This is a genomic window from Allopontixanthobacter sediminis (assembly GCF_009828115.1).
Classification (GTDB): Bacteria; Pseudomonadota; Alphaproteobacteria; order Sphingomonadales; family Sphingomonadaceae; genus Allopontixanthobacter; species Allopontixanthobacter sediminis.
In genome coordinates this window covers 1,039,395-1,057,514 of the sequence record NZ_WTYL01000002.1, presented here as the reverse complement: position 1 = coordinate 1,057,514, position 18,120 = coordinate 1,039,395, and the positions used below count along the sequence as shown (strand labels likewise).

Annotated in this window: 17 protein-coding genes, 1 tRNA gene and 1 pseudogene; 9 read left to right on the top strand and 10 right to left on the bottom strand. The window is 62.5% G+C overall.

The features are described 5' to 3' along the window. Nucleotides 1–114 precede the first annotated feature (114 nt). The 6 genes from GRI65_RS10730 to GRI65_RS10705 all read left to right on the top strand — a co-directional run bounded on the left by GRI65_RS10730 (nucleotide 115) and on the right by GRI65_RS10705 (nucleotide 8,774). Complete coding sequence (locus GRI65_RS10730) at nucleotides 115–2,097, top strand: hypothetical protein (RefSeq protein ID WP_160756467.1); 1,983 nt, start codon at nucleotides 115–117, stop codon at nucleotides 2,095–2,097. 39 nt (nucleotides 2,098–2,136) lie between these two features. Continuing rightward, a complete protein-coding gene (locus GRI65_RS10725) occupies nucleotides 2,137–4,332 on the top strand; it encodes a dehydrogenase E1 component subunit alpha/beta (protein ID WP_160756466.1) in 2,196 nt (731 codons plus the stop codon). Beyond that, nucleotides 4,329–5,372, top strand: coding sequence for an ACP S-malonyltransferase (locus GRI65_RS10720; RefSeq protein WP_160756465.1), 1,044 nt, complete (start codon nucleotides 4,329–4,331; stop codon nucleotides 5,370–5,372). The genes GRI65_RS10725 and GRI65_RS10720 overlap by 4 nt, the downstream gene beginning before the upstream one ends. A gap of 42 nt (nucleotides 5,373–5,414) precedes the next feature. Further along, nucleotides 5,415–6,902, top strand: coding sequence for a flavin-containing monooxygenase (locus GRI65_RS10715; RefSeq protein ID WP_160756464.1), 1,488 nt, complete (start codon nucleotides 5,415–5,417; stop codon nucleotides 6,900–6,902). Nucleotides 6,903–6,940: 38 nt separating this feature from the next. Further along, nucleotides 6,941–7,708 carry a competence/damage-inducible protein A gene (locus tag GRI65_RS10710; RefSeq protein WP_160756463.1) on the top strand — a complete coding sequence of 256 codons (768 nt, stop codon included), beginning with the start codon at nucleotides 6,941–6,943 and terminating at the stop codon, nucleotides 7,706–7,708. Nucleotides 7,709–7,805: 97 nt separating this feature from the next. Then, nucleotides 7,806–8,774, top strand: a complete 969-nt coding sequence (locus GRI65_RS10705; RefSeq protein WP_160756462.1) for a GNAT family N-acetyltransferase — start codon at nucleotides 7,806–7,808, stop codon at nucleotides 8,772–8,774. Between the two features lie 57 nt (nucleotides 8,775–8,831). Here the strand turns inward: GRI65_RS10705 and rplA are convergent, their stop codons facing one another. The 4 genes from rplA to secE form a co-directional block, all read right to left on the bottom strand. Then, nucleotides 8,832–9,530 (bottom strand): 50S ribosomal protein L1, encoded by a 699-nt coding sequence (gene rplA / locus GRI65_RS10700; protein WP_160756461.1) that lies wholly within the window; start codon nucleotides 9,528–9,530, stop codon nucleotides 8,832–8,834. A gap of 4 nt (nucleotides 9,531–9,534) precedes the next feature. Then, on the bottom strand, nucleotides 9,535–9,966 hold the full coding sequence (rplK, locus tag GRI65_RS10695; RefSeq protein WP_160756460.1) for a 50S ribosomal protein L11: 432 nt from the start codon (nucleotides 9,964–9,966) through the stop codon (nucleotides 9,535–9,537). Nucleotides 9,967–10,152: 186 nt separating this feature from the next. Further along, a complete protein-coding gene (gene nusG, locus GRI65_RS10690) occupies nucleotides 10,153–10,689 on the bottom strand; it encodes a transcription termination/antitermination protein NusG (protein ID WP_160756459.1) in 537 nt (178 codons plus the stop codon). Between the two features lie 50 nt (nucleotides 10,690–10,739). Next, complete coding sequence (gene secE, locus GRI65_RS10685; protein ID WP_160756458.1) at nucleotides 10,740–10,934, bottom strand: preprotein translocase subunit SecE; 195 nt, start codon at nucleotides 10,932–10,934, stop codon at nucleotides 10,740–10,742. A 277-nt stretch (nucleotides 10,935–11,211) separates the two neighbouring features. Between secE and GRI65_RS10680 the strand changes: the two genes are divergently transcribed. Beyond that, a complete protein-coding gene (locus tag GRI65_RS10680) occupies nucleotides 11,212–12,729 on the top strand; it encodes an alanine/glycine:cation symporter family protein (RefSeq protein WP_160756457.1) in 1,518 nt (505 codons plus the stop codon). A gap of 91 nt (nucleotides 12,730–12,820) precedes the next feature. Here the strand turns inward: GRI65_RS10680 and GRI65_RS15145 are convergent, their stop codons facing one another. Together GRI65_RS15145 and GRI65_RS10675 are read right to left on the bottom strand one after the other, a co-directional pair. Further along, complete coding sequence (locus GRI65_RS15145) at nucleotides 12,821–12,970, bottom strand: hypothetical protein (RefSeq protein ID WP_202391254.1); 150 nt, start codon at nucleotides 12,968–12,970, stop codon at nucleotides 12,821–12,823. Nucleotides 12,971–13,170: 200 nt separating this feature from the next. Then, nucleotides 13,171–13,246: transfer RNA gene (locus GRI65_RS10675), tRNA-Trp, on the bottom strand. 141 nt (nucleotides 13,247–13,387) lie between these two features. On the opposite strand from GRI65_RS10675, the gene aat reads away from it, so the two are divergent. Beyond that, nucleotides 13,388–14,179: a leucyl/phenylalanyl-tRNA--protein transferase gene (gene aat / locus GRI65_RS10670; protein WP_202391253.1), complete on the top strand. Its 792-nt coding sequence runs from the start codon at nucleotides 13,388–13,390 to the stop codon at nucleotides 14,177–14,179. A gap of 35 nt (nucleotides 14,180–14,214) precedes the next feature. On the opposite strand, the pseudogene GRI65_RS15300 reads toward aat, so the two are convergent. The 4 genes and pseudogenes from GRI65_RS15300 to GRI65_RS10650 all read right to left on the bottom strand — a co-directional run. Then, nucleotides 14,215–14,388 (bottom strand): annotated as a pseudogene (locus GRI65_RS15300) (DUF2155 domain-containing protein); the annotation flags it as partial. Between the two features lie 272 nt (nucleotides 14,389–14,660). Then, on the bottom strand, nucleotides 14,661–15,059 hold the full coding sequence (locus GRI65_RS10660) for an NADH:ubiquinone oxidoreductase subunit NDUFA12 (protein WP_160756456.1): 399 nt from the start codon (nucleotides 15,057–15,059) through the stop codon (nucleotides 14,661–14,663). A 70-nt stretch (nucleotides 15,060–15,129) separates the two neighbouring features. Then, nucleotides 15,130–15,618, bottom strand: a complete 489-nt coding sequence (locus GRI65_RS10655) for a DUF192 domain-containing protein (protein WP_160756455.1) — start codon at nucleotides 15,616–15,618, stop codon at nucleotides 15,130–15,132. Beyond that, a complete protein-coding gene (locus GRI65_RS10650) occupies nucleotides 15,619–16,230 on the bottom strand; it encodes a regulatory protein RecX (RefSeq protein ID WP_160756454.1) in 612 nt (203 codons plus the stop codon). 129 nt (nucleotides 16,231–16,359) lie between these two features. Here GRI65_RS10650 and GRI65_RS10645 point away from each other — a divergent pair, with 129 nt between their 5' ends. Then, nucleotides 16,360–18,114 (top strand): fatty acyl-AMP ligase, encoded by a 1,755-nt coding sequence (locus GRI65_RS10645; protein ID WP_160756453.1) that lies wholly within the window; start codon nucleotides 16,360–16,362, stop codon nucleotides 18,112–18,114. Nucleotides 18,115–18,120: the final 6 nt, after the last annotated feature.

Genomic DNA, 18,120 nt, shown 5'->3' with positions numbered 1-18,120 from the left:
TTCAGCGGATAAGTTACGCTAGATGCGGTTGGACAACAAGATGCGGCGAAAACCGGGTGACGGGGAGGGTTTGTCCTGACTGAACTGCTAGGGGCCTCCACGTCCGGACCGACCGTGCAAGCCGAACCTGTTCCGTGTCCCTGTCTATCGATTGCGGTAACGGGTCACCGCGCCAGCCACCCTTCATTTCCGCCCGACGCCAGCGATCTGACGAACCTGTTCAGGACCGTGTTTGGCCAGATCGACGGAGTGCTCGCAGATTGCAGCGGCGAACTTGGCGGCTCGCTGGCAGCGACGCGCCTGCATACGCTTACCTCCGACGGGACTGACCAGATTGCCGCGAACCTGGCGCTGGACCGGAACTGGGAACTGGTTGTCCCGCTGCCGTTCGGCAAGGCAGTAAACGCGGCGATCAACGCCCGTCCGATGGATGCGGCGGACCTGCGCAGCACCCTTGCAGGCGAGAGGCCCGCCAATACCGAAGCGGCGCAGCGGATCGACCGGATCGATGCAATCCTGTCCCAGGCACGGCTGTTCGAACTGGCAGACGACGACGAACGGATCGCCGCCCTTCTGATTGCCGCGTCCGAGCCGGACAGCAGCCCCGACACGCGCAAGGCGGCCGATCTGGCGGCGGGATCGCGCGCGGCAACCGCGGGCCGGATCCTGATCGAGCAATGCGATTTCCTGATCGCGGTGTGGGACGGCCAGTCGATCGCCGATGTCGGCGGCACCGGCCACACCGTTGCCGCCGCGCTGGAACAGGGTACGCCGGTGCTGTGGGTCGACCCCGCCCCTATGCACTGGCAGATCCTGCAGACGCCGGAAGCCCTTGCCGGACGAAGCGCTGCCGTAGCCGAAACCCAGGACGCTGATGCACTCGCCGCGATTGTGCGCGCCAGTGTGTTGCCGCAAACCTCGACCATGACCGGCAGCCATATCGGGACCGACGCGCTCAACAGCGCGCGCTGGCGGGACCGGAGCAGCCTGTTCGCCCACGCGTTCCGCAGGATCGAGGCGCTGTTCGGCGAGCAAGGCCTGGCCCGGCGGCTGGGCTCCGTTCGCCAGACCTACGAACGGCCCTCCGCCATCGCAACCGGAAGCGCCGCACCGCTGCTGTCGGCAATCGACGCGCTGCCGTGCGGAGATCCGGCCCTCTGGGCGCGGATAGAAGCCCGGGTGTTGCGGCGGTTCGCATGGTCGGACGGGATCTCGGCGCGGATCTCGGACAGCTACCGTTCGGGCATGACGATCAATTTTCTGCTCGGCTCCTTCGCCATCATCGCCGGCGTCCTGTATTTGCCGCTGGTAGACACCAGCCAGAAGTGGCTGTTCGCGGGGATCGAATTCGCCCTGCTGCTGACCGTCATCGCAATCACCGTATACGGCACTCGCCACCGCCTTCACGGCCGCTGGTTCGAGACCCGAAGGGCTGCGGAATATCTCCGGCACAGCCCCGTGCTGCTGGCGATGGGCGTTGCTCGTCCGGCGGGTAACTGGCCGCGCGGTACACGGAGCTTCTGGCCCGAATGGTATGCCCGCCACAGCATGCGCGCGGTCGGCCTGCCGGAAGCGAAAATCGGCAAGCCATACCTCCACGCGGCGCTGGGTATCTTGCGCGATCACCAGGTTTTGCCGCAGCGCGACTATCATCGGCGCAAGGCCCGCCAACTGAACCGGGTGCACGAAGGGCTGGACAGGCTGTCAGCCGTGCTGTTCGTTGCTGCCGTACTGGCCGTTGCAATCTACCTCGGGCTGGTGGCCGCCGAACATTTCACAGGCCTTGCTGGCGGATGGCCGGACCATGCGGCAAAGCTTTTTACCGTGCTAGGCGTCGCCTTGCCGACCCTCGGCGGTGCCTTCGCGGGCATTCGTTACTTCGGCGATTTCGAACGTTTCGCGACGATTTCGGAAGTTGCCGCGGAAAAGCTGGGGGTGGTTGCGGACCGCATCGCATTGTTGCAAGGCGCGCCGGCAGAGCGGCTGGAATACCGGCACGTCGCGGAACTGATGCACGCGGCGGACGATGTGGTTTTTTCCGAAATCCAGAGCTGGCAAGCCGTGTTCAGCGGCAAGAAGATAACCGTTCCCGCCTGATCCGGCGGTTAGGCGAAAAAGGACTTATACAGGCAGGCTATGGACCGCGCGGCTATCGTTCACGACAATTTCCTGCGCCGGGTCGCGGCGGGCGACCTGCCCGCGGGCAACGCGCCCGGTGCAGCGCTGCCGCCGGAGCTGGCCGTTTCCATCTACCGATCCGGTTGCCTGACCCGAGCTCTCGACCGTACCAGCCGCGCGATGCAGGCGGCGGGACAGGGGTTCTACACCATCGGTTCTTCCGGTCATGAAGGGATGGCGTCTGTCGCGGCCGCCCTGCGCCCGACTGACATGGCGTTCCTCCACTACCGCGACGCCGCTTTCCAGATCCAGCGCGCAAGCCAGGTTGCGAGCCAAACCATCACCTGGGACATGCTGCTGTCCTTCGCCTGCTCCAGCGAAGACCCGATTTCGGGCGGGCGGCACAAGGTGCTCGGGTCGAAAGCGCTAAATATCCCGCCGCAGACTTCGACCATCGCCAGCCATTTGCCCAAAGCGGTGGGGGCAGCGTATTCGGTCGGCCTCGCAAGGCGCATTCGCCCGGAACATCAGCTGTTGCCCGACGATGCGATCGTCATGTGTTCCTTCGGCGATGCCTCCGCCAACCATTCCACGGCGCAAGGTGCGATCAACACCGCTTGCTGGACGGCATTCCAGAAGGTCCCGCTGCCGCTGCTGTTCGTATGCGAGGACAACGGCATCGGTATCTCCACCAAGACGCCCGATGGCTGGATCGCTGCCAGCTTCGCCCATCGGCCCGGCCTCCGCTATTTCCACTGCGACGGGCTAAATATCTTCGAGACGTTCCGTGTTGCTGCCGAGGCCGCAGATTTCGTCCGTACCCGCCGCAAACCTGCTTTCCTTCATATCCGCACCGTCCGACTGTATGGCCACGCCGGCGCGGACGTACCGACAACTTACCTCGCCAAGTCCGAGGTCGAGGCGGATGAAGCGAACGATCCCCTGCTCCATTCGGTCCGCCTGTTGGCCGATGCGGGTGCGCTGACGCCAGACGAGGCACTTGCGATCTATGAGAGCACCAACCGGCGAGTCGAGCGGGTGGCGCAGGAGGCGGTCACGCGCCCGCGGCTCGAAACGGCGGAAGAGGTCATGGACAGCATCATCCCGCCGCGCCGCGAGCACACCCCGACCAACGGCGTACCGGATGACGTGCGCAGCGCAGTCTTCGGGGCCGACCTGAAATCCGCTGACCAGCCGCAGATCATGTCTCGCCTGATCAATTTCGCGCTGACCGATCTGATGCTGGACCACCCGGAGATCGTGATGATGGGGGAGGATATCGGCCGCAAAGGCGGGGTCTACGGCGTGACCCAAAAGCTCACCCAGCGCTTCGGGCGTGCGCGGATGATCGATACGCTGCTGGACGAGCAGTCCATCCTCGGACTGGCGCTTGGCATGGCGCAGAACGGATTGCTGCCAATTCCGGAAATCCAATTCCTGGCTTATCTCCATAACGCCGAGGACCAGCTGCGCGGCGAAGGGGCGACCCTGCCGTTTTTCTCGAACGGCCAATACACCAACCCGATGATTCTGCGGATCGCCGGGCTTGGTTATCAAAAAGGCTTCGGGGGGCATTTCCACAACGACAATTCGGTGGCGGTGCTGCGCGATATTCCCGGCCTGATCCTGGCATGCCCGTCCAATGGGCCAAACGCCGTCCGGCTGCTGCGCGAATGCGTGCGGCTGGCGCGAGAAGAACAGCGGCTGGTGGTCTTTCTCGAACCGATCGCGCTGTACGGAATGCGTGACCTTCATGAAACGGGCGATGGCGGCTCGCTCGGCACCTACCCGGCGACAGGCGAACGGATCGGGTTTGGCGAAGTGACCACAACCGGGGCTGGTGAAGACCTCGCGATCATCAGCTTCGCCAACGGGGCCTATCTTTCGCATCAGGCTCGGCGGACGCTCGAGGCTGAGGGGATATCGGCGCGCGTCATCGACCTGAACTGGCTATCACCGCTGCCCGAACGGGCCATGCTGGCCGCCGCCGAGGGCTGCCGCCACGTGCTGATCGTCGATGAAACCCGCGCCAGCGGCGGCATCGCTGATGCGCTCATGACCATATTTACGGAGCAGGACCGCGAAAACCGCCCCCTCGCCCGGATCAGCGCGCGTGACAGCTTCATCCCGACCGGCCCCGCCTATGCGGCGACTATGCCCTCAGCGGAGCAGATCATCACCGCCGCGCGGACGTTGGTGGGAGATGCGAAATGAAGACCGCAGTCGTCATCTGCCCCGGACGCGGAACCTACAACAAACCGGAGCTCGGATACCTTGCGCGGCATTTCCCCGACGCGGCGCTGCTGGCACAATTCGACGCGCAGCGCGCAGCCGCCGGACAGGAAACACTGAGCGAACTCGACGGTGCGGAGCGATTTTCCGGGCTCAAGCATACCCGCGGCGATAACGCTTCCGGCCTGATCTACGCCGCGACGTTGGGTGATTTCCTCAGCATCGACCCGGACCAAGCCGAGGTCGTGGCGGTGACCGGCAATTCGATGGGCTGGTACTCGGCGCTGGCCTGCGCGGGTGCGGTGTCGCCGGAAGACGGTTTCAAGGTAGCCAACACCATGGGTACGTTGATGCAGGAATCGCTGATCGGCGGACAACTGGTGTATCCGTTCCTCGGGGACGACTGGCGGCCCGATCCGGGCCGGCGCGATGCCCTGTTGGCGATGGCCGCGGATATCGACGCGCGCGAGGGGCATACGCTGCGGCTGTCGATCGCGCTTGGCGGGATGCTGGTGCTGGCAGGCGATGCGTCCGGTCTGGCAGCGTTCGAGGCGGAAGCGGAGCTGCTGCAAGGCCGCTTCCCGATGCGGCTGGGCAATCATGCCGCGTTCCACACCCGATTGCAGGAACCGGTGGCTGCCCGGGGCCGCGAGCGACTGCCGCCCGGGATGTTCGGCCAGCCCTCCCTCCCGATGATCGACGGGCGCGGCGCGGTCTGGTGGCCGCATGCCAGCGACACCGACGCGCTATGGGACTATACGTTGGGTGCGCAAGTCACCCGAACCTACGACTTTACCCGTGCCGTGGAAGTGGCCGCACGCGAATTCGCGCCCGACTTGTTCATTGTCACCGGACCGGGCACGACCCTGGGCGGAGCGGTTGCGCAATCGCTGATCCTGGCGGATTGGCGCGGCATGGGCAGCAAGGACGATTTCCGAGACCGGCAGGAAAAAACCGGTTTGCTCGTCGCCATGGGAATGCCGGACCAGCGGACCAAGGTTGCAAAGAGGGACTGGCCTTGAGGCAACGCATGTGCTTACATCGGTGTCAGTAGGAGAGAACCATTGCTCGCGACGCCCCCTGATTTCGATGTACTGATCGTCGGCGCCGGTATTTCCGGCATCGGCATGGCCGCGCACATGGAAATGACCTGTCCCAATCGGTCGTATGCGGTGCTCGACCGGCGCGAGAAGCTGGGCGGGACATGGGACCTGTTCCGTTATCCCGGGATCCGTTCCGACAGCGACATGCATACCCTGGGTTTCGGGTTCGAGCCGTGGCGGGACGAGGAAAGCATCGCCAAAGGCGAGCGGATTCTCGATTATCTGAACCGCATTGCGGATGAACGCGGCATCCGCCGCCATATCCGCCTGGATCACAAGGTCCTCAGTGCTGACTTCCGCCATGAGGAGGCACGCTGGCACGTTACCGTGGAAACCGGCGGTCAGCAGCATGTGATGACCGCCAACTGGTTGTTCCTAGGCTCAGGCTATTACGATTACGATCAGCCCTATGACGCCGGGTTCCAGGGAACCGAAGATTTCGCCGGCGAAATTGTCCACCCGCAATTCTGGCCCGCGAATTTCGATTATTCCGACAAGAACGTGGTCGTGATCGGATCCGGCGCAACGGCGGTAACCATCGTCCCGGTCATGGCGGAAAAAGCGGCGAAGGTAACGATGCTGCAGCGGACCCCGACATGGATTCGGTCGGTCCCGGCGAAAGACGGCATTGCCAATTTCCTGCGCAAGGTCCTGCCCGATGAATGGGCCTATCGGCTGACCCGGTGGAAAAACGTCTTCCTGACCGATCTCATGTTCAAGCGTTCGCGGACCCACCCCGAGCAAGTGGCGGATTCGCTGAAGGACCGGGCGCGAAAAGCGCTGGGGGACAAATACGATCCAGTAGCCCTGGAACCGCCCTATAATCCGTGGGAACAAAGAATGTGCTTCATTCCGGACGGTGATCTTTTCGAAGCGATGAAGGCCGGTAAGGCCGAAATTGTTACCGACCAGATCGACCGCTTCGTGCCGGAAGGAATCAGGCTTGCATCGGGGAGCGTTCTTCCGGCCGACATCATCGTCACCGCAACCGGACTGAATATTGCGGTGATGGGCAAGATCGCCATCAGCGTCGATGGCGAACCGGTCCGGTTCAACGAACGCTACTATTACAAGCACTGCATGTTTTCGAACCTGCCGAATTTCGCGGCGGTATTCGGTTATCTCAACGCAAGCTGGACGCTGCGGGTCGATATCGTCGCCGAATATGTTTGCAAGGTGATGAACCGGATGGACGAACTGGGGGCGGAAATCGTCACCCCCATACTGGCCGAGAACCATGGGCTGGAGGAAGACGACATTTTCGATTTCTCGTCCGGCTATCTCCAGCGCTCCAAACATTTGATGCCCAGGAACTCGCCGGTCATGCCCTGGCGCATGAATCAGGATTACCGCAAGGACCGGGATGATTTGAAAAATCTGCCGATCGAGGACGGTATCCTGCGCTTCGAAGCCGCCCATTCAAGTGCAAACCTGCAGGCGGCGGAGTAACGCTTCACCTTGGCGGCCAGATCGCTTACGAGCGTGGTATGAACACAAACCCGAACGGGCGTATCTATACCGCCGGCCTCGTCATCATCGGTGACGAAATCCTGTCCGGCCGGACCCATGACAAGAACATTGCACAAGTCGCCAGCTGGCTTCAGGTGCAGGGCATACGTCTGACCGAAGTGCGGGTGGTGGCCGATGTCCAGGACCGGATCGTGGACGCCGTGAACAGCCTGCGCGCTTCCTATGACTACCTGTTCACCACCGGCGGCATCGGCCCGACGCATGACGACATTACCGTCGACGCCGTGGCGCAGGCGCTGAGTGTTCCGGTCGTCATCCATCCCGAAGCGCGCGAAATCCTCGAACGCTATTACGCCGACAAGGGTGGAACCAACGAAGGACGGCTACGCATGGCGCGCGTTCCCGAAGGCGCGGAACTGATCCCCAACCGCATGTCCGGAGCGCCCGGCATCAAGATCGGCAATGTCTTCCTGATGGCGGGAGTACCGCATATCACTGCAGGAATGCTCGACGCGCTGACCGGCACGCTGGAGGGCGGCGCGCGCCTGCTGTCCGAGACGATCGGCTGCTGGGTCCCGGAAAGCGAAGTGGCGGATTTGCTGCGCGAGGCGGAACGGGCGCATGACAGCTGCCAGATCGGCAGTTACCCCTTCTTCCGCAGCGGCCATGTCGGCGCGAACTTCGTGGTCCGATCGACGGAAGCGGATGCACTTGCGCACTGCGTCGCGGCGCTGTGCGAAGGCCTGTCCGAACGGGGCTATGACTTCACCCCGGGCGGGATCTGAGGGACGTTGGACATAGCCAGTGCCGGGATGGAGTCTTGAAAACCTGCTCTTAACCTGACTGCGTTATACCCGCTCCCGAACAAGCGGGGGTTAATTCATGTCGGCGGCCGAGCGGGGACTCCCTGCACCGGAAACGCTGTTTCCAGTCAAATTCATTATTGGATCGCGGCAAATCCTGTCGGTCCCGAAGCACCTGCGGAAGGTCAGCTTCACTCTGGGCGATCTTTCTGAAGGCGGGGTGCATCCCCTTCCCCCATTGCCGGACGAGCTCGATGGCTACCGGATCCTTTCGGCCCCCATCCGCTCCGCTTCACAGATCGAGCAGGCGCCGCGCGGTTTTATCAGGGGAGGCGAGCAAAGGTATTGCCGCCATTTCATCGATATGGCGGGCAGCTTCGACAGTTACATGAACCACTTTTCGGCCAAGACCCGCTCGACGCTGCGGCGCAAGCAGCGCAAGCTGGAGCGGGCAGCCGTTGACGCGGGCAGCGCGGTATCCGTTCGCGAATTCCGCGGTCCTGACGAAATCGCCGAGTTTCTGGAGATCGCCTTGCCGCTCTCGCGCCGAACCTACCAGACGCGGATGCTGGATGCAGGGCTGCCGGAGGACGCGGCCTCCCGCTGCGAAATGATGGAACTGGCCGCGCAGGACAATTTGCGCTGCTTCCTGCTGCATTTCGCCGGGGAGCCGATCAGCTACCTATGCCTACCCGTTTCAGGCGATACGGTAATCTACGCCTTTCTCGGCTATGATCCGGAGTACGCCCGGTTTTCGCCCGGAACCGTGCTCCAGATGCACGCGCTTGAGAGCCTGTTTACGGAGCAGCGCTATCGCTATTTCGATTTCACCGAGGGTGATGGCCCGCACAAGGCGCTGTTCGGCAACCGTTCGGTGGCGGCCTGTTCCTATTTCCTGCTGCGGGCATCGTTCGGCAACTGGCTGCTGCTGGCCGCGCTCGACCTGTTCGATGCCAGCGTTGCGCGGGCCAGGATGCTGCTCGCCAAGACGGGGGCGCTGGCTGCCGTGCGCCGGGCGATTCGACGAACCGGGGCCGAACAGACATGAAAAAGGCCGGGAAGGTTTCCCTTCCCGGCCCCTTGGTGATTTGCAGTCAGGCGGAAATTACGCGCCTTCGATGCCCGCGTTGTCGATCTTCAGGCCGGGGCCCATCGAGGAAGTCAGCGAGACCTTCTGGATGTACTTGCCCTTGGCGCCCGATGGCTTGGCCCGCGCGATCGCGCTGGTGAACGCCAGGAAATTGGCTTTCAACGCTTCATCGGTGAACGACATCTTGCCGATGCCGCTGTGGATGATGCCCTGCTTTTCCACGCGGAATTCGACCTGGCCGCCCTTGGCGTCCTTCACGGCCTGTTCCACGTTCGGGGTAACGGTACCCAGCTTGGGGTTCGGCATCAGGCCCTTGGGACCCAGAACCTTACCCAGACGACCGACGACGCCCATCATGTCCGGCGTGGCAATCACGCGGTCATAATCGAGGTTGCCATTCTGCATGTCTTCCATCAGGTCTTCCGCGCCAACCTTGTCGGCACCGGCAGCAAGCGCCTTGTCGGCGTTTTCACCGCGGGCGAAAACCGCAACCTTAACGTCCTTGCCGGTACCCGAAGGCAGCGACACCATGCCGCGAACCATCTGGTCGGCATGACGCGGATCGACACCGAGGTTCATCGCGACTTCGATCGTCTCGTCGAACTTCTTCTTGGAATGTTCACGCAGCGTCTTCAGCGCTTCGTCGAAATCATACATCGCTTCCGGGTCGAGCTTTTCGAGCCGCAGCTTCTGTGTCTTGGTCAGTTTAGCCATGTTCTCAGCCCTCCACCACTTCGAGACCCATCGAACGCGCGGAGCCTTCGATGATCAAGGTTGCCTGGTCGAGATCGTTTGCGTTGAGATCGGCCATCTTTGCTTCGGCGATTTCACGAACCTGCGAACGCTTGATCGTTCCGGCGGAAATCTTGCCCGGTTCTTTCGAGCCGGACTTCAGCTTGGCAGCTTTCTTCAGGAAGAAGCTGGCGGGCGGGGTCTTGGTCACGAAGGTGAACGAACGGTCCGCATAGACGGTGATGACCGTCGGGATCGGAGCGCCCTTTTCCATGTCCTGCGACGCGGCGTTGAACGCCTTGCAGAATTCCATGATGTTGACGCCGCGCTGGCCCAGGGCCGGGCCGATCGGCGGGGACGGGTTTGCAGCGCCGGCTGGCACCTGCAACTTGATATAGCCTTCAATCTTCTTGGCCATGGTTAGGCCTCCTTTCACACTGTCGCCCTTCGACAAGCTCTGGATGAGCGGTTCGAAGAACTCATGTTAAGCGGTCAAACGAAAGGGGCTCTACACCCTTCCTCCCGCATCCCCGGAATGGGGTTTTCCGTCGCTGTCGCTTGGGAAGGCGGGCCCGTAATCGATAGGGCCGCCAAATTCAAGAAATTACTTCGCCAGTTCGACCTGTTCGAAGTCCAGTTCGACCGGGGTCGCGCGGCCGAAGATCGATACGCTGACCTTGACCTTGTTCTTGTCGAAGTCGAGTTCTTCCACCACGCCGGTGAAGCTGGCGAAGGGACCGTCGAGCACTTTGACCGAATCGCCGATTTCGTATTCGACGCTGACCTGCTTCTTCGGAGCCGACTTGGCTTCTTCCACACCGCCGAAATACCGGGCCGCTTCCTTGTCGGTGATCGGCTGAGGCTTGTTGTTGGAACCAAGGAATCCGGTCACCTTCGGGGTGTTTTTCACCAAGTGGTAGACATCGTCGGTCATCGTCAGCTTAGCGAGGACATAGCCCGGCATGAACTTGCGTTCGACCTGGACCTTCTTGCCGCGCTTCACTTCGGTGATGGTCTCGGTCGGAACTTCGACTTCCTCCACCGCTTCGGACAGGCCCAGCCGTTCGGCTTCTGAAATGATCGCTTCGCGAACCTTGTTCTCGAAACCCGAATAGGCGTGGATGATGTACCAGCGAGCCATAGTGTATCCCGTTTAGAAAATCTGTGCCGGCAGCAGGGCCGGACCGGACGTTACGCCAGAGTGAGGAGCCAGCGGACCACCGCACCAAAAACCGAATCGACGCCGAGGAAGAACAGCGACAGGATCACCATCATGATCCCGACGAAAATCGCCGTGGTCACGGTTTCCTGGCGGGTGGGCCACACCACCTTGCTGGCTTCGGCTTTCACCTGGTTGAAGAATTGCCCCGGGCTGTTCTTGGCCATTTGCGCGCGCTCTTGCTGCTTAACTCGAAAATACCTGTCTTACGGGATGGGGTCATTGCCGCCCCGGTTCAAGTCCGGGAGGGGCTGTAACACCAACTAATGTCGGAAGACACCGCTCACTTAGGCGGGGGCCGCGGGAAAGGCAAGAGCCTGACGAACGAGCGGCTATCTCCGCCAAAAGAGGGCTGTCGATAGCTGGCCGTTTAAGGCTGGCAATGTCCGCCCGCCGCCATTAGCGTTGCGCGCTTGATGGGTTAGCATGAGGGGAAGCCGCTTAATGGCCGCAAATTTGACCGGGGCGGAAGCCTGGATCGCACCAGTTACCAACGTATCCGACTTTATCTGGGCCGGCTTATGGAACGGCCAGGAAGTGCTGCCGTTTCCGCCAATGATCCTGGCATTGCTGGGCCTGGGCCTGTGGATGATGGTCGGCCTGCGGTTCTACCCGATTACCAAGCTCGGCAGCGCATTCGCCGGGTTGTTCAAAGGCAGGAAAGCTGCCGGTGCGGGCGAGATTTCCCCCTTCGCGGCTCTCTCGACCGCACTTTCGGGCCAGGTCGGCACCGGTAATCTGGCGGGCGTCGCCACGGCTATTGCCCTCGGTGGGCCTGGCGCGATTTTCTGGATGTGGGTTACCGCATTGTTCGGCATGGCGCTGGCGTTCGCCGAAGGTTCGCTCGCGATCCGTTATCGCGAAACTGCCTCCGACGGGACGTATCGCGGCGGCCCCATGAGCTACATCATGATCGGCCTTGGTCCCAAGTGGACCTGGCTTGCCATCGTGTTCTGCGTCGGCACCCTCGCCTCCGCGCTGATTACCGGCAACGCGATCCAGTCCAACGCGGTGGCGGACGGGCTGAACGAATTGTTCGGCATCGAGGAATGGCTCGGCGGCCTGATCGTCGCGTTCGCGGTGTTCATCGTGATCATCGGCGGGATCAAGTCGATCGGCAATCTCGCGGAAAAGATCGTCCCGACCATGGCAGCAGCGTACATCGTCATGGCCGTGATCGCCGTGATCCTGAACTTTGGCGATTTGCCGGAGACGTTTGGCCGTATTTTCTACGGTGCGTTCAATCCGCAGGCAGCAACCGGCGGCTTCGTCGGGGCGGCGATCATCATCGCGTTGCGTGCCGGTGTGGCCCGCGGGCTGTTCTCCAACGAGGCGGGACAGGGTTCGACCCCGATCGCGCATGCGGTGGCGCAAACCAACGATCCCGAACAGCAGGGCCGGATGGCAATGCTTGGGACCTTTATCGATACGGTGGTAATCTGCACCATGACCGCGCTGGTTATCCTGACCGTGGAAGGGAACTTCACCGGCGGCGGACAAGCGGTACTGCACGCGTGGCAATCGGACCTGACCGGATTCGCCATGACCTCCGGTGCGTTCGCCGCAGCCTTCCCGTTGGAAGTCGGCTCGATCCCGATTGGCACGCTGGTCGCCAGCGTTGCCTTGTTGCTGTTCGTGTTCACCACCCTTCTGACTTGGTCCTATTACGGGGAACGGGCGATCACGTTCATCTATGACCGGATACCGGGATCGACGCTGCGCGGGGAGAAGATCCTCCACTACATCTGGCGCGGCATCTGGTGCGTGGCGATCTTTATCGGGGCGGCGCAACCCTCCGAGCTGGTGTGGCGCATGGGCGATATCTCCAACGCCGCGATGGCGCTGCCCAACCTGCTCGCGCTGGCCCTTCTATCCGGCGTGGTGTTCAAGCTGGCCAAGGGCGATCGGAGCGCCGGCAAGGACCATCTGGCTGTTACGCCGGAAGAGCCAGACCAGTACTGACGCCGCGCGATAATGCACAAAAAAGGGGCCGGTCATTTGCGTGACCGGCCCTCTTTTTTGCTCAGAAACTGACGCGGCTAGTGCCCCGACCTTAGTTTTTGCCCAACAGGCGGGCGAGAAGGCCCGGTTGGCTCATTGGCTGGATCGGGCCGTGCGCACGGTAGCGCAGACTGGCATCGCGGTGCGGGCGGGGAACTGTCCAACCGTCAGGGCGGCTGCTACGAAAACTGATACTGCTCATAATCAACTCCTCTGTTAGGTTGCGCGACCTGTCTCTTATAATGAACGACTCGTCGTATGGTTCCAGCGCCGAACGCCGCTCGCTCCGGATTGGTACAACGGAGGGGGAAAGTCCTAACGCGGAACCATGTCGCGAATATACACCGGCGGCATGCGCGATGCTTGGACGAATCCGGCATTATTCGCTTGGGGGGGAAGGCCTGGCAGGAGTGCACGGACTCGAACCGTGGGCCCTCGGTTTTGGAGACCGATGCTCTACCAACTGAGCTACACTCCTGCAGGCAACTTGGCCTAGAGGCAGGCGCGCATTTAGTGCGGCGCGCGGGAGATGGCAAGCCGCCTTGGCGGTGTTCGGCATAATTGGCCTTTCGCTTCGGCGCGGTGGTGCCATCCCGCAAACTTACCCTATATACCGTGCATGCACGCCCCTGCCCCGCCCCTGATCCCGGCCGATCTGCTGCTGACAGCGTATCGCAGTGGAATTTTCCCGATGGCGGACAGCCGGGATGACCGCGAACTGTTCTGGGTCGAGCCGCGCGAGCGGGCAATTATCCCCCTGGACGAATTCCACTGTGCGAAATCACTTGCCAAGGTAATCCGGCAGGATCGGTTCCGAGTGACCTGCAACACCGCATTCGAGGCTGTGGTGGAAGAATGCGCAGCCCCGCGCGAGACCGAAGGCGGCGGCAGCTGGATCAGCCACCGCATCGCCGCCAGCTACGGCGCACTGCACGATGCGGGCCACGCCCACTCGGTCGAATGCTGGCGGGAGGGACGGCTGGTCGGCGGGCTCTACGGCGTCAGCTTCGATTCGGTGTTTTGCGGGGAGAGTATGTTCAGCCGCGAAGGCAACGCCTCCAAGGTGGCGCTGGCCTGGTTGGTGGCGATGATGCGTCGGGGCGGTTACCGGTTGTTGGACTGCCAATTCATGACCGATCACCTCGCGTCCATGGGGGCAGTGGAAATCCCCCAGTCGCGCTATCTGGACCTCGTCGCGCAATCTGGAATTTCGGCGCGCCTGACTATTCCCGAGGCTTATTCCTCGCTGGTCGGCGCCTCTGCCTCGGCAGGCTCCGCTGTCGCGGCGGGCGGGGCGGTCGGCGAAGGTGACGCCGCTGGCCGAGGCGCCGCGGGTGCATCCTCCGACGCCGCTTCCGGCTTTTCCTCTCCCGGGAAACTCATCGCGCAGTCCTTGATCCAGACATCGTAGATCGGGTGCTCGACCACGTTGAGTGACGGTGAACGTTTGAACAGCCAGCCGGAGAACACTTTCCGCCAGGATTGTTCGCCTCCGGTATCGCGCACCAGCACTTGCACGAACGCTCCGGTTTCGTTGGGAAGCTCCCAGATCGGGGTCCGTTCGCACGCGGCCAGCCGGACGACAACGTTACCGACCCGGCGCGATTCGCCGGGCTTCATCACCAAATCCTGCGAGACATTGTTGCGTTTATTGAGCAGTCCGATAGTCGCGATGCGCTCTGCCATCGGGGTACCGGACGCAGCGCTCAGGGCCTGACCCGCCGTGGGCGCCGGCGGCTTTTGCTGCAATTCAGCGGGGACTTCGGTTTCCACCGCTTCCCGCTCGGGGGCTTCCGAAGAACACGAGGCCGCGAACAGGGCAGCGCCTGTCACGGCGGCTACAAGTGCTGGCCGCGCGCGCAGCATCGCGGCAGGAACCATGCCGCGCATTATCAGCTATCCGGGGTCCAGGATTCGTAATCGCCGGACGCACCGGCGCGGCGGCCGCCCCGTTCCAGCGCACCCTGCGGGCGGTAAGCGCCCAGCGTACCGGTTGCGTTGGGAGTATACTCCACCTCCCAGATTTTCGCGGGCGGCAGCAGGCTTTCGGGCACGTCCACGAAATGGCCGTGCAGCCAGCCGTGCCATTCCGGCGGGACGCGGCTGGCATCGTTGGCGCCCGCATACAGGACCCAGCGGCGCTCGTTCGTGCCAGCAGGGGTCTTGCGTGCGCGGAAATAGCGGTTGCCCTGCGCGTCGGTGCCGACCTGTTCGCCAGTACGCCAGCTGTTCAGCAGGGTGCCGATCGTGGCACCGTCCCACCAGGTGAATATTTTGCCCAAGACGCTCATAGCGGCGCGGTTAGCCTATTCGCCGCCCGGGGCCAAGAGCCTACCGGCCTTGCCCCCAAGCAATCTGCGCTCACCATTCGACCTTGTTTCCAGGCACGATACCCAATTCGGCTGCACGCCCGGCATTCAACTCCAGAACCGCCGAGGCAAGCCCGTCCGAGGTAACCGATTCGAGCGAATAGGGCACGGTGTTCGCGGCGATATTGCTGATCCGGCCATCGGTCCCGATGAAGATGATATCGAGCGGTAGCGGCGTATTCTTCATCCAGAAACTCGCCTGGGAATAGCCGTCACGCGGGAAGATCATCCCCTCGTTCGGCCCCATTTCCGTGCGGAACATCAGCCCCTTGGCCTGATCCAGTGGAGTCGCCGCGACTTCAACCCGGAACCGGTGGACCTTCTTGCCGTCCGACACTGTCAGCGGAACCACCGCCAGGCCCGATACCGGATGGACAGCCGTTTCGGCCGCAGCGGCGGCCGGAGCGCCCTCGGCTGACTGCTGAGGCGAACACGCGGCAAACAGGAAAACCCCGGCGGCAATGGCAAAACTGCGAATCATCTACAATTCCTCGTCCTGGGCCTCGGCGACCCATTCTTCCGCCGCCGCGACACTGGCTGCATCCATTACTGCCCTTACCGTGTCAAAGCCATGCCCTGCACGCAGCATGGCCGCCACTTGTTTCTGTTTCCGGCTGCGATTCTTTTCCGCGTCCGGTTCGTCCGCCGCAAACGGCCCGAACCGGCGCTTCTTGGCCAGTGCGAATGCCGCCCGCCGGATGGCACCTTGCCCGGGGGCGACTTCGCTGCGCGTCTGCTCGTCGATCCCGGCAGCGTAGAGGTCCTGTGACACCCGCCGCGGCCCGAAACCGCGCCCGAGCAACCCCCGGCGGCGCGATCGGGCATATGCGTCCTCGTCAATATAGCCCAGATCCGCGAACCGGGCGGAGATTTCGCCAAGATCCGGCATGTTTTCGGGATGCCCGTCTTCATCCCTGTTCCACCCGCGTTCACGTATCTTGCGCGAAAGGTAACTCTCCAGCTTCGCCGAAGTGGTCGCAAATCGTGCGACATAGGCCAGTGCAAGTTCCTGTAACTTGGCGCTGTCCAGCGGCGGCGGAGGGGGACGCGGCGTGCGATTCTTGCGTCTGCGGGAGGTGTCACGGTCGGTCATTGGCCATATTCGTGCCACAGTCTGATTGAAATGGGAAAGATTGCAGCGCCAAACTTGGGAAATTGGCAGCTGTGCACAATAATTGGCAGCGTTTCCAAAACGCGCAGATGACGGGTAAAGCATAAAAATATGACCGAAATCGAACAATTGTCCGGTGCATTGCAGGCAACGCCAAACGATTGCCCCCTGCCCCGCCGCCGCTCCGACTTTGCGACCTTTACGGACGCGTTGGATTACGCCGCGAAAAGCGCCAAGGGCATGAATTTCCATGACATGCGCGGGACGCTGGAACGCGTGTACACCTATGTCGAACTGCGCGCCGACGCGCTCGGCATGGCCCGACGGTTCCGCGCTGCCGGGATCGAAAAGGGTGACCGGGTCGCGCTGATTGCCGAAACCGGTGCCGAATTCGCCGCGCTTTTCTGCGGCGCTGTGTATGCCGGCGCGTGGCCAGTGCCGTTGCCGCTGCCGACCGGGTTCGGCGGCAAGGAAGGCTATATCGACCAACTGGTTATCCAGCTTGCCAGCTCCGACCCCAAAATGCTGCTGTACCCGGCCGAGATCGCCGATATGGGCGCTGCGGCCGCAACCCGGCAAGGCTGCGAAGGTGCGGACTGGGAGAGCTTCGCTTCCAGGGAGACCCCCGATTGCACCCTGACACCGCCCGATCCGGACGACATCTGCTATCTGCAATATTCGAGCGGATCGACCCGTTTCCCCACCGGCGTGGCGGTTACGCACCGCGCGCTGCTGGACAATCTGGCAGGCCATGCGAATTCGATGAACGTTGGCGAGGGTGACCGCGTGGTCAGCTGGCTGCCGTGGTATCACGACATGGGCCTCGTTGGCTGTTTCCTGTCGCTGATTTCCAACCAGATGTCGGTCGATTACCTCAAGACCGAACATTTCGCGCGCCGTCCGCTGGCGTGGCTGGACCTGATCAGCCGTAACCAGGGGACGACGCTCAGCTATTCCCCGACCTTCGGTTACGATATCTGCGCACGGCGAATTTCCAGCCAGAGCCAGGTGTCCGACCGTTTCGACTTGTCGCGCTGGCGCACCGCCGGCAACGGCGCGGACATGATCCGCCCCGACGTCATGCAGAATTTCGTCAACGCCTTTTCTGAAGCCGGTTTCAAGGCCAGCGCGTTCACCCCCAGCTACGGCCTTGCTGAAGCCACGCTGGCGGTGACCGTGATGCCGCCGGGCGAAGGCATCCGAGTCGAGCTGGTGGAAGAAGAGCGCTTGTCCGGCACCCCGCGCGATTTGTCGCGGCCCGCCCGATATCGCGCGATAGTAAACTGCGGCAAGCCGATCCAGGGTATGGACGTGGAAATCCGCGGACCGAACGACCGGCCCAAGGACGACCGCCAGATCGGCAAGGTCTGGTGCTGCGGGACCAGCGTGATGCATTCCTATTTCCGCAATCCTGAAGCAACCTCGGAATGCCTGGTGGATGGCTGGCTCGATACCGGCGACATGGGCTACATGGCCGAAGGCTACCTGTTCATTGTCGGCCGGGCCAAGGACATGATCATCATCAACGGCAAGAACCACTGGCCGCAGGACATCGAATGGGCGGTGGAACAATTGCCCGGCTTCAACCACGGTGACATCGCTGCCTTCAGCATCGAGACGGAAGCGGGCGAAGAAGCCCCCGCGGTGCTGGTCCATTGCCGCGTTTCGGATCCCGAAGAACGGATCAAGCTGCACGAGACCATCCGCGACAAGGTGCGTTCGATCACCGGGATGAACTGCGTGGTCGAACTGGTCCCGCCGCGGACCTTGCCGCGCACGTCCTCGGGCAAATTGTCCCGGGCGAAGGCCAAGCGGATGTACATGGCCGGCGAGATCGTCCCGCTGGAATTGCTCATCGCCGCCTGATCAGGC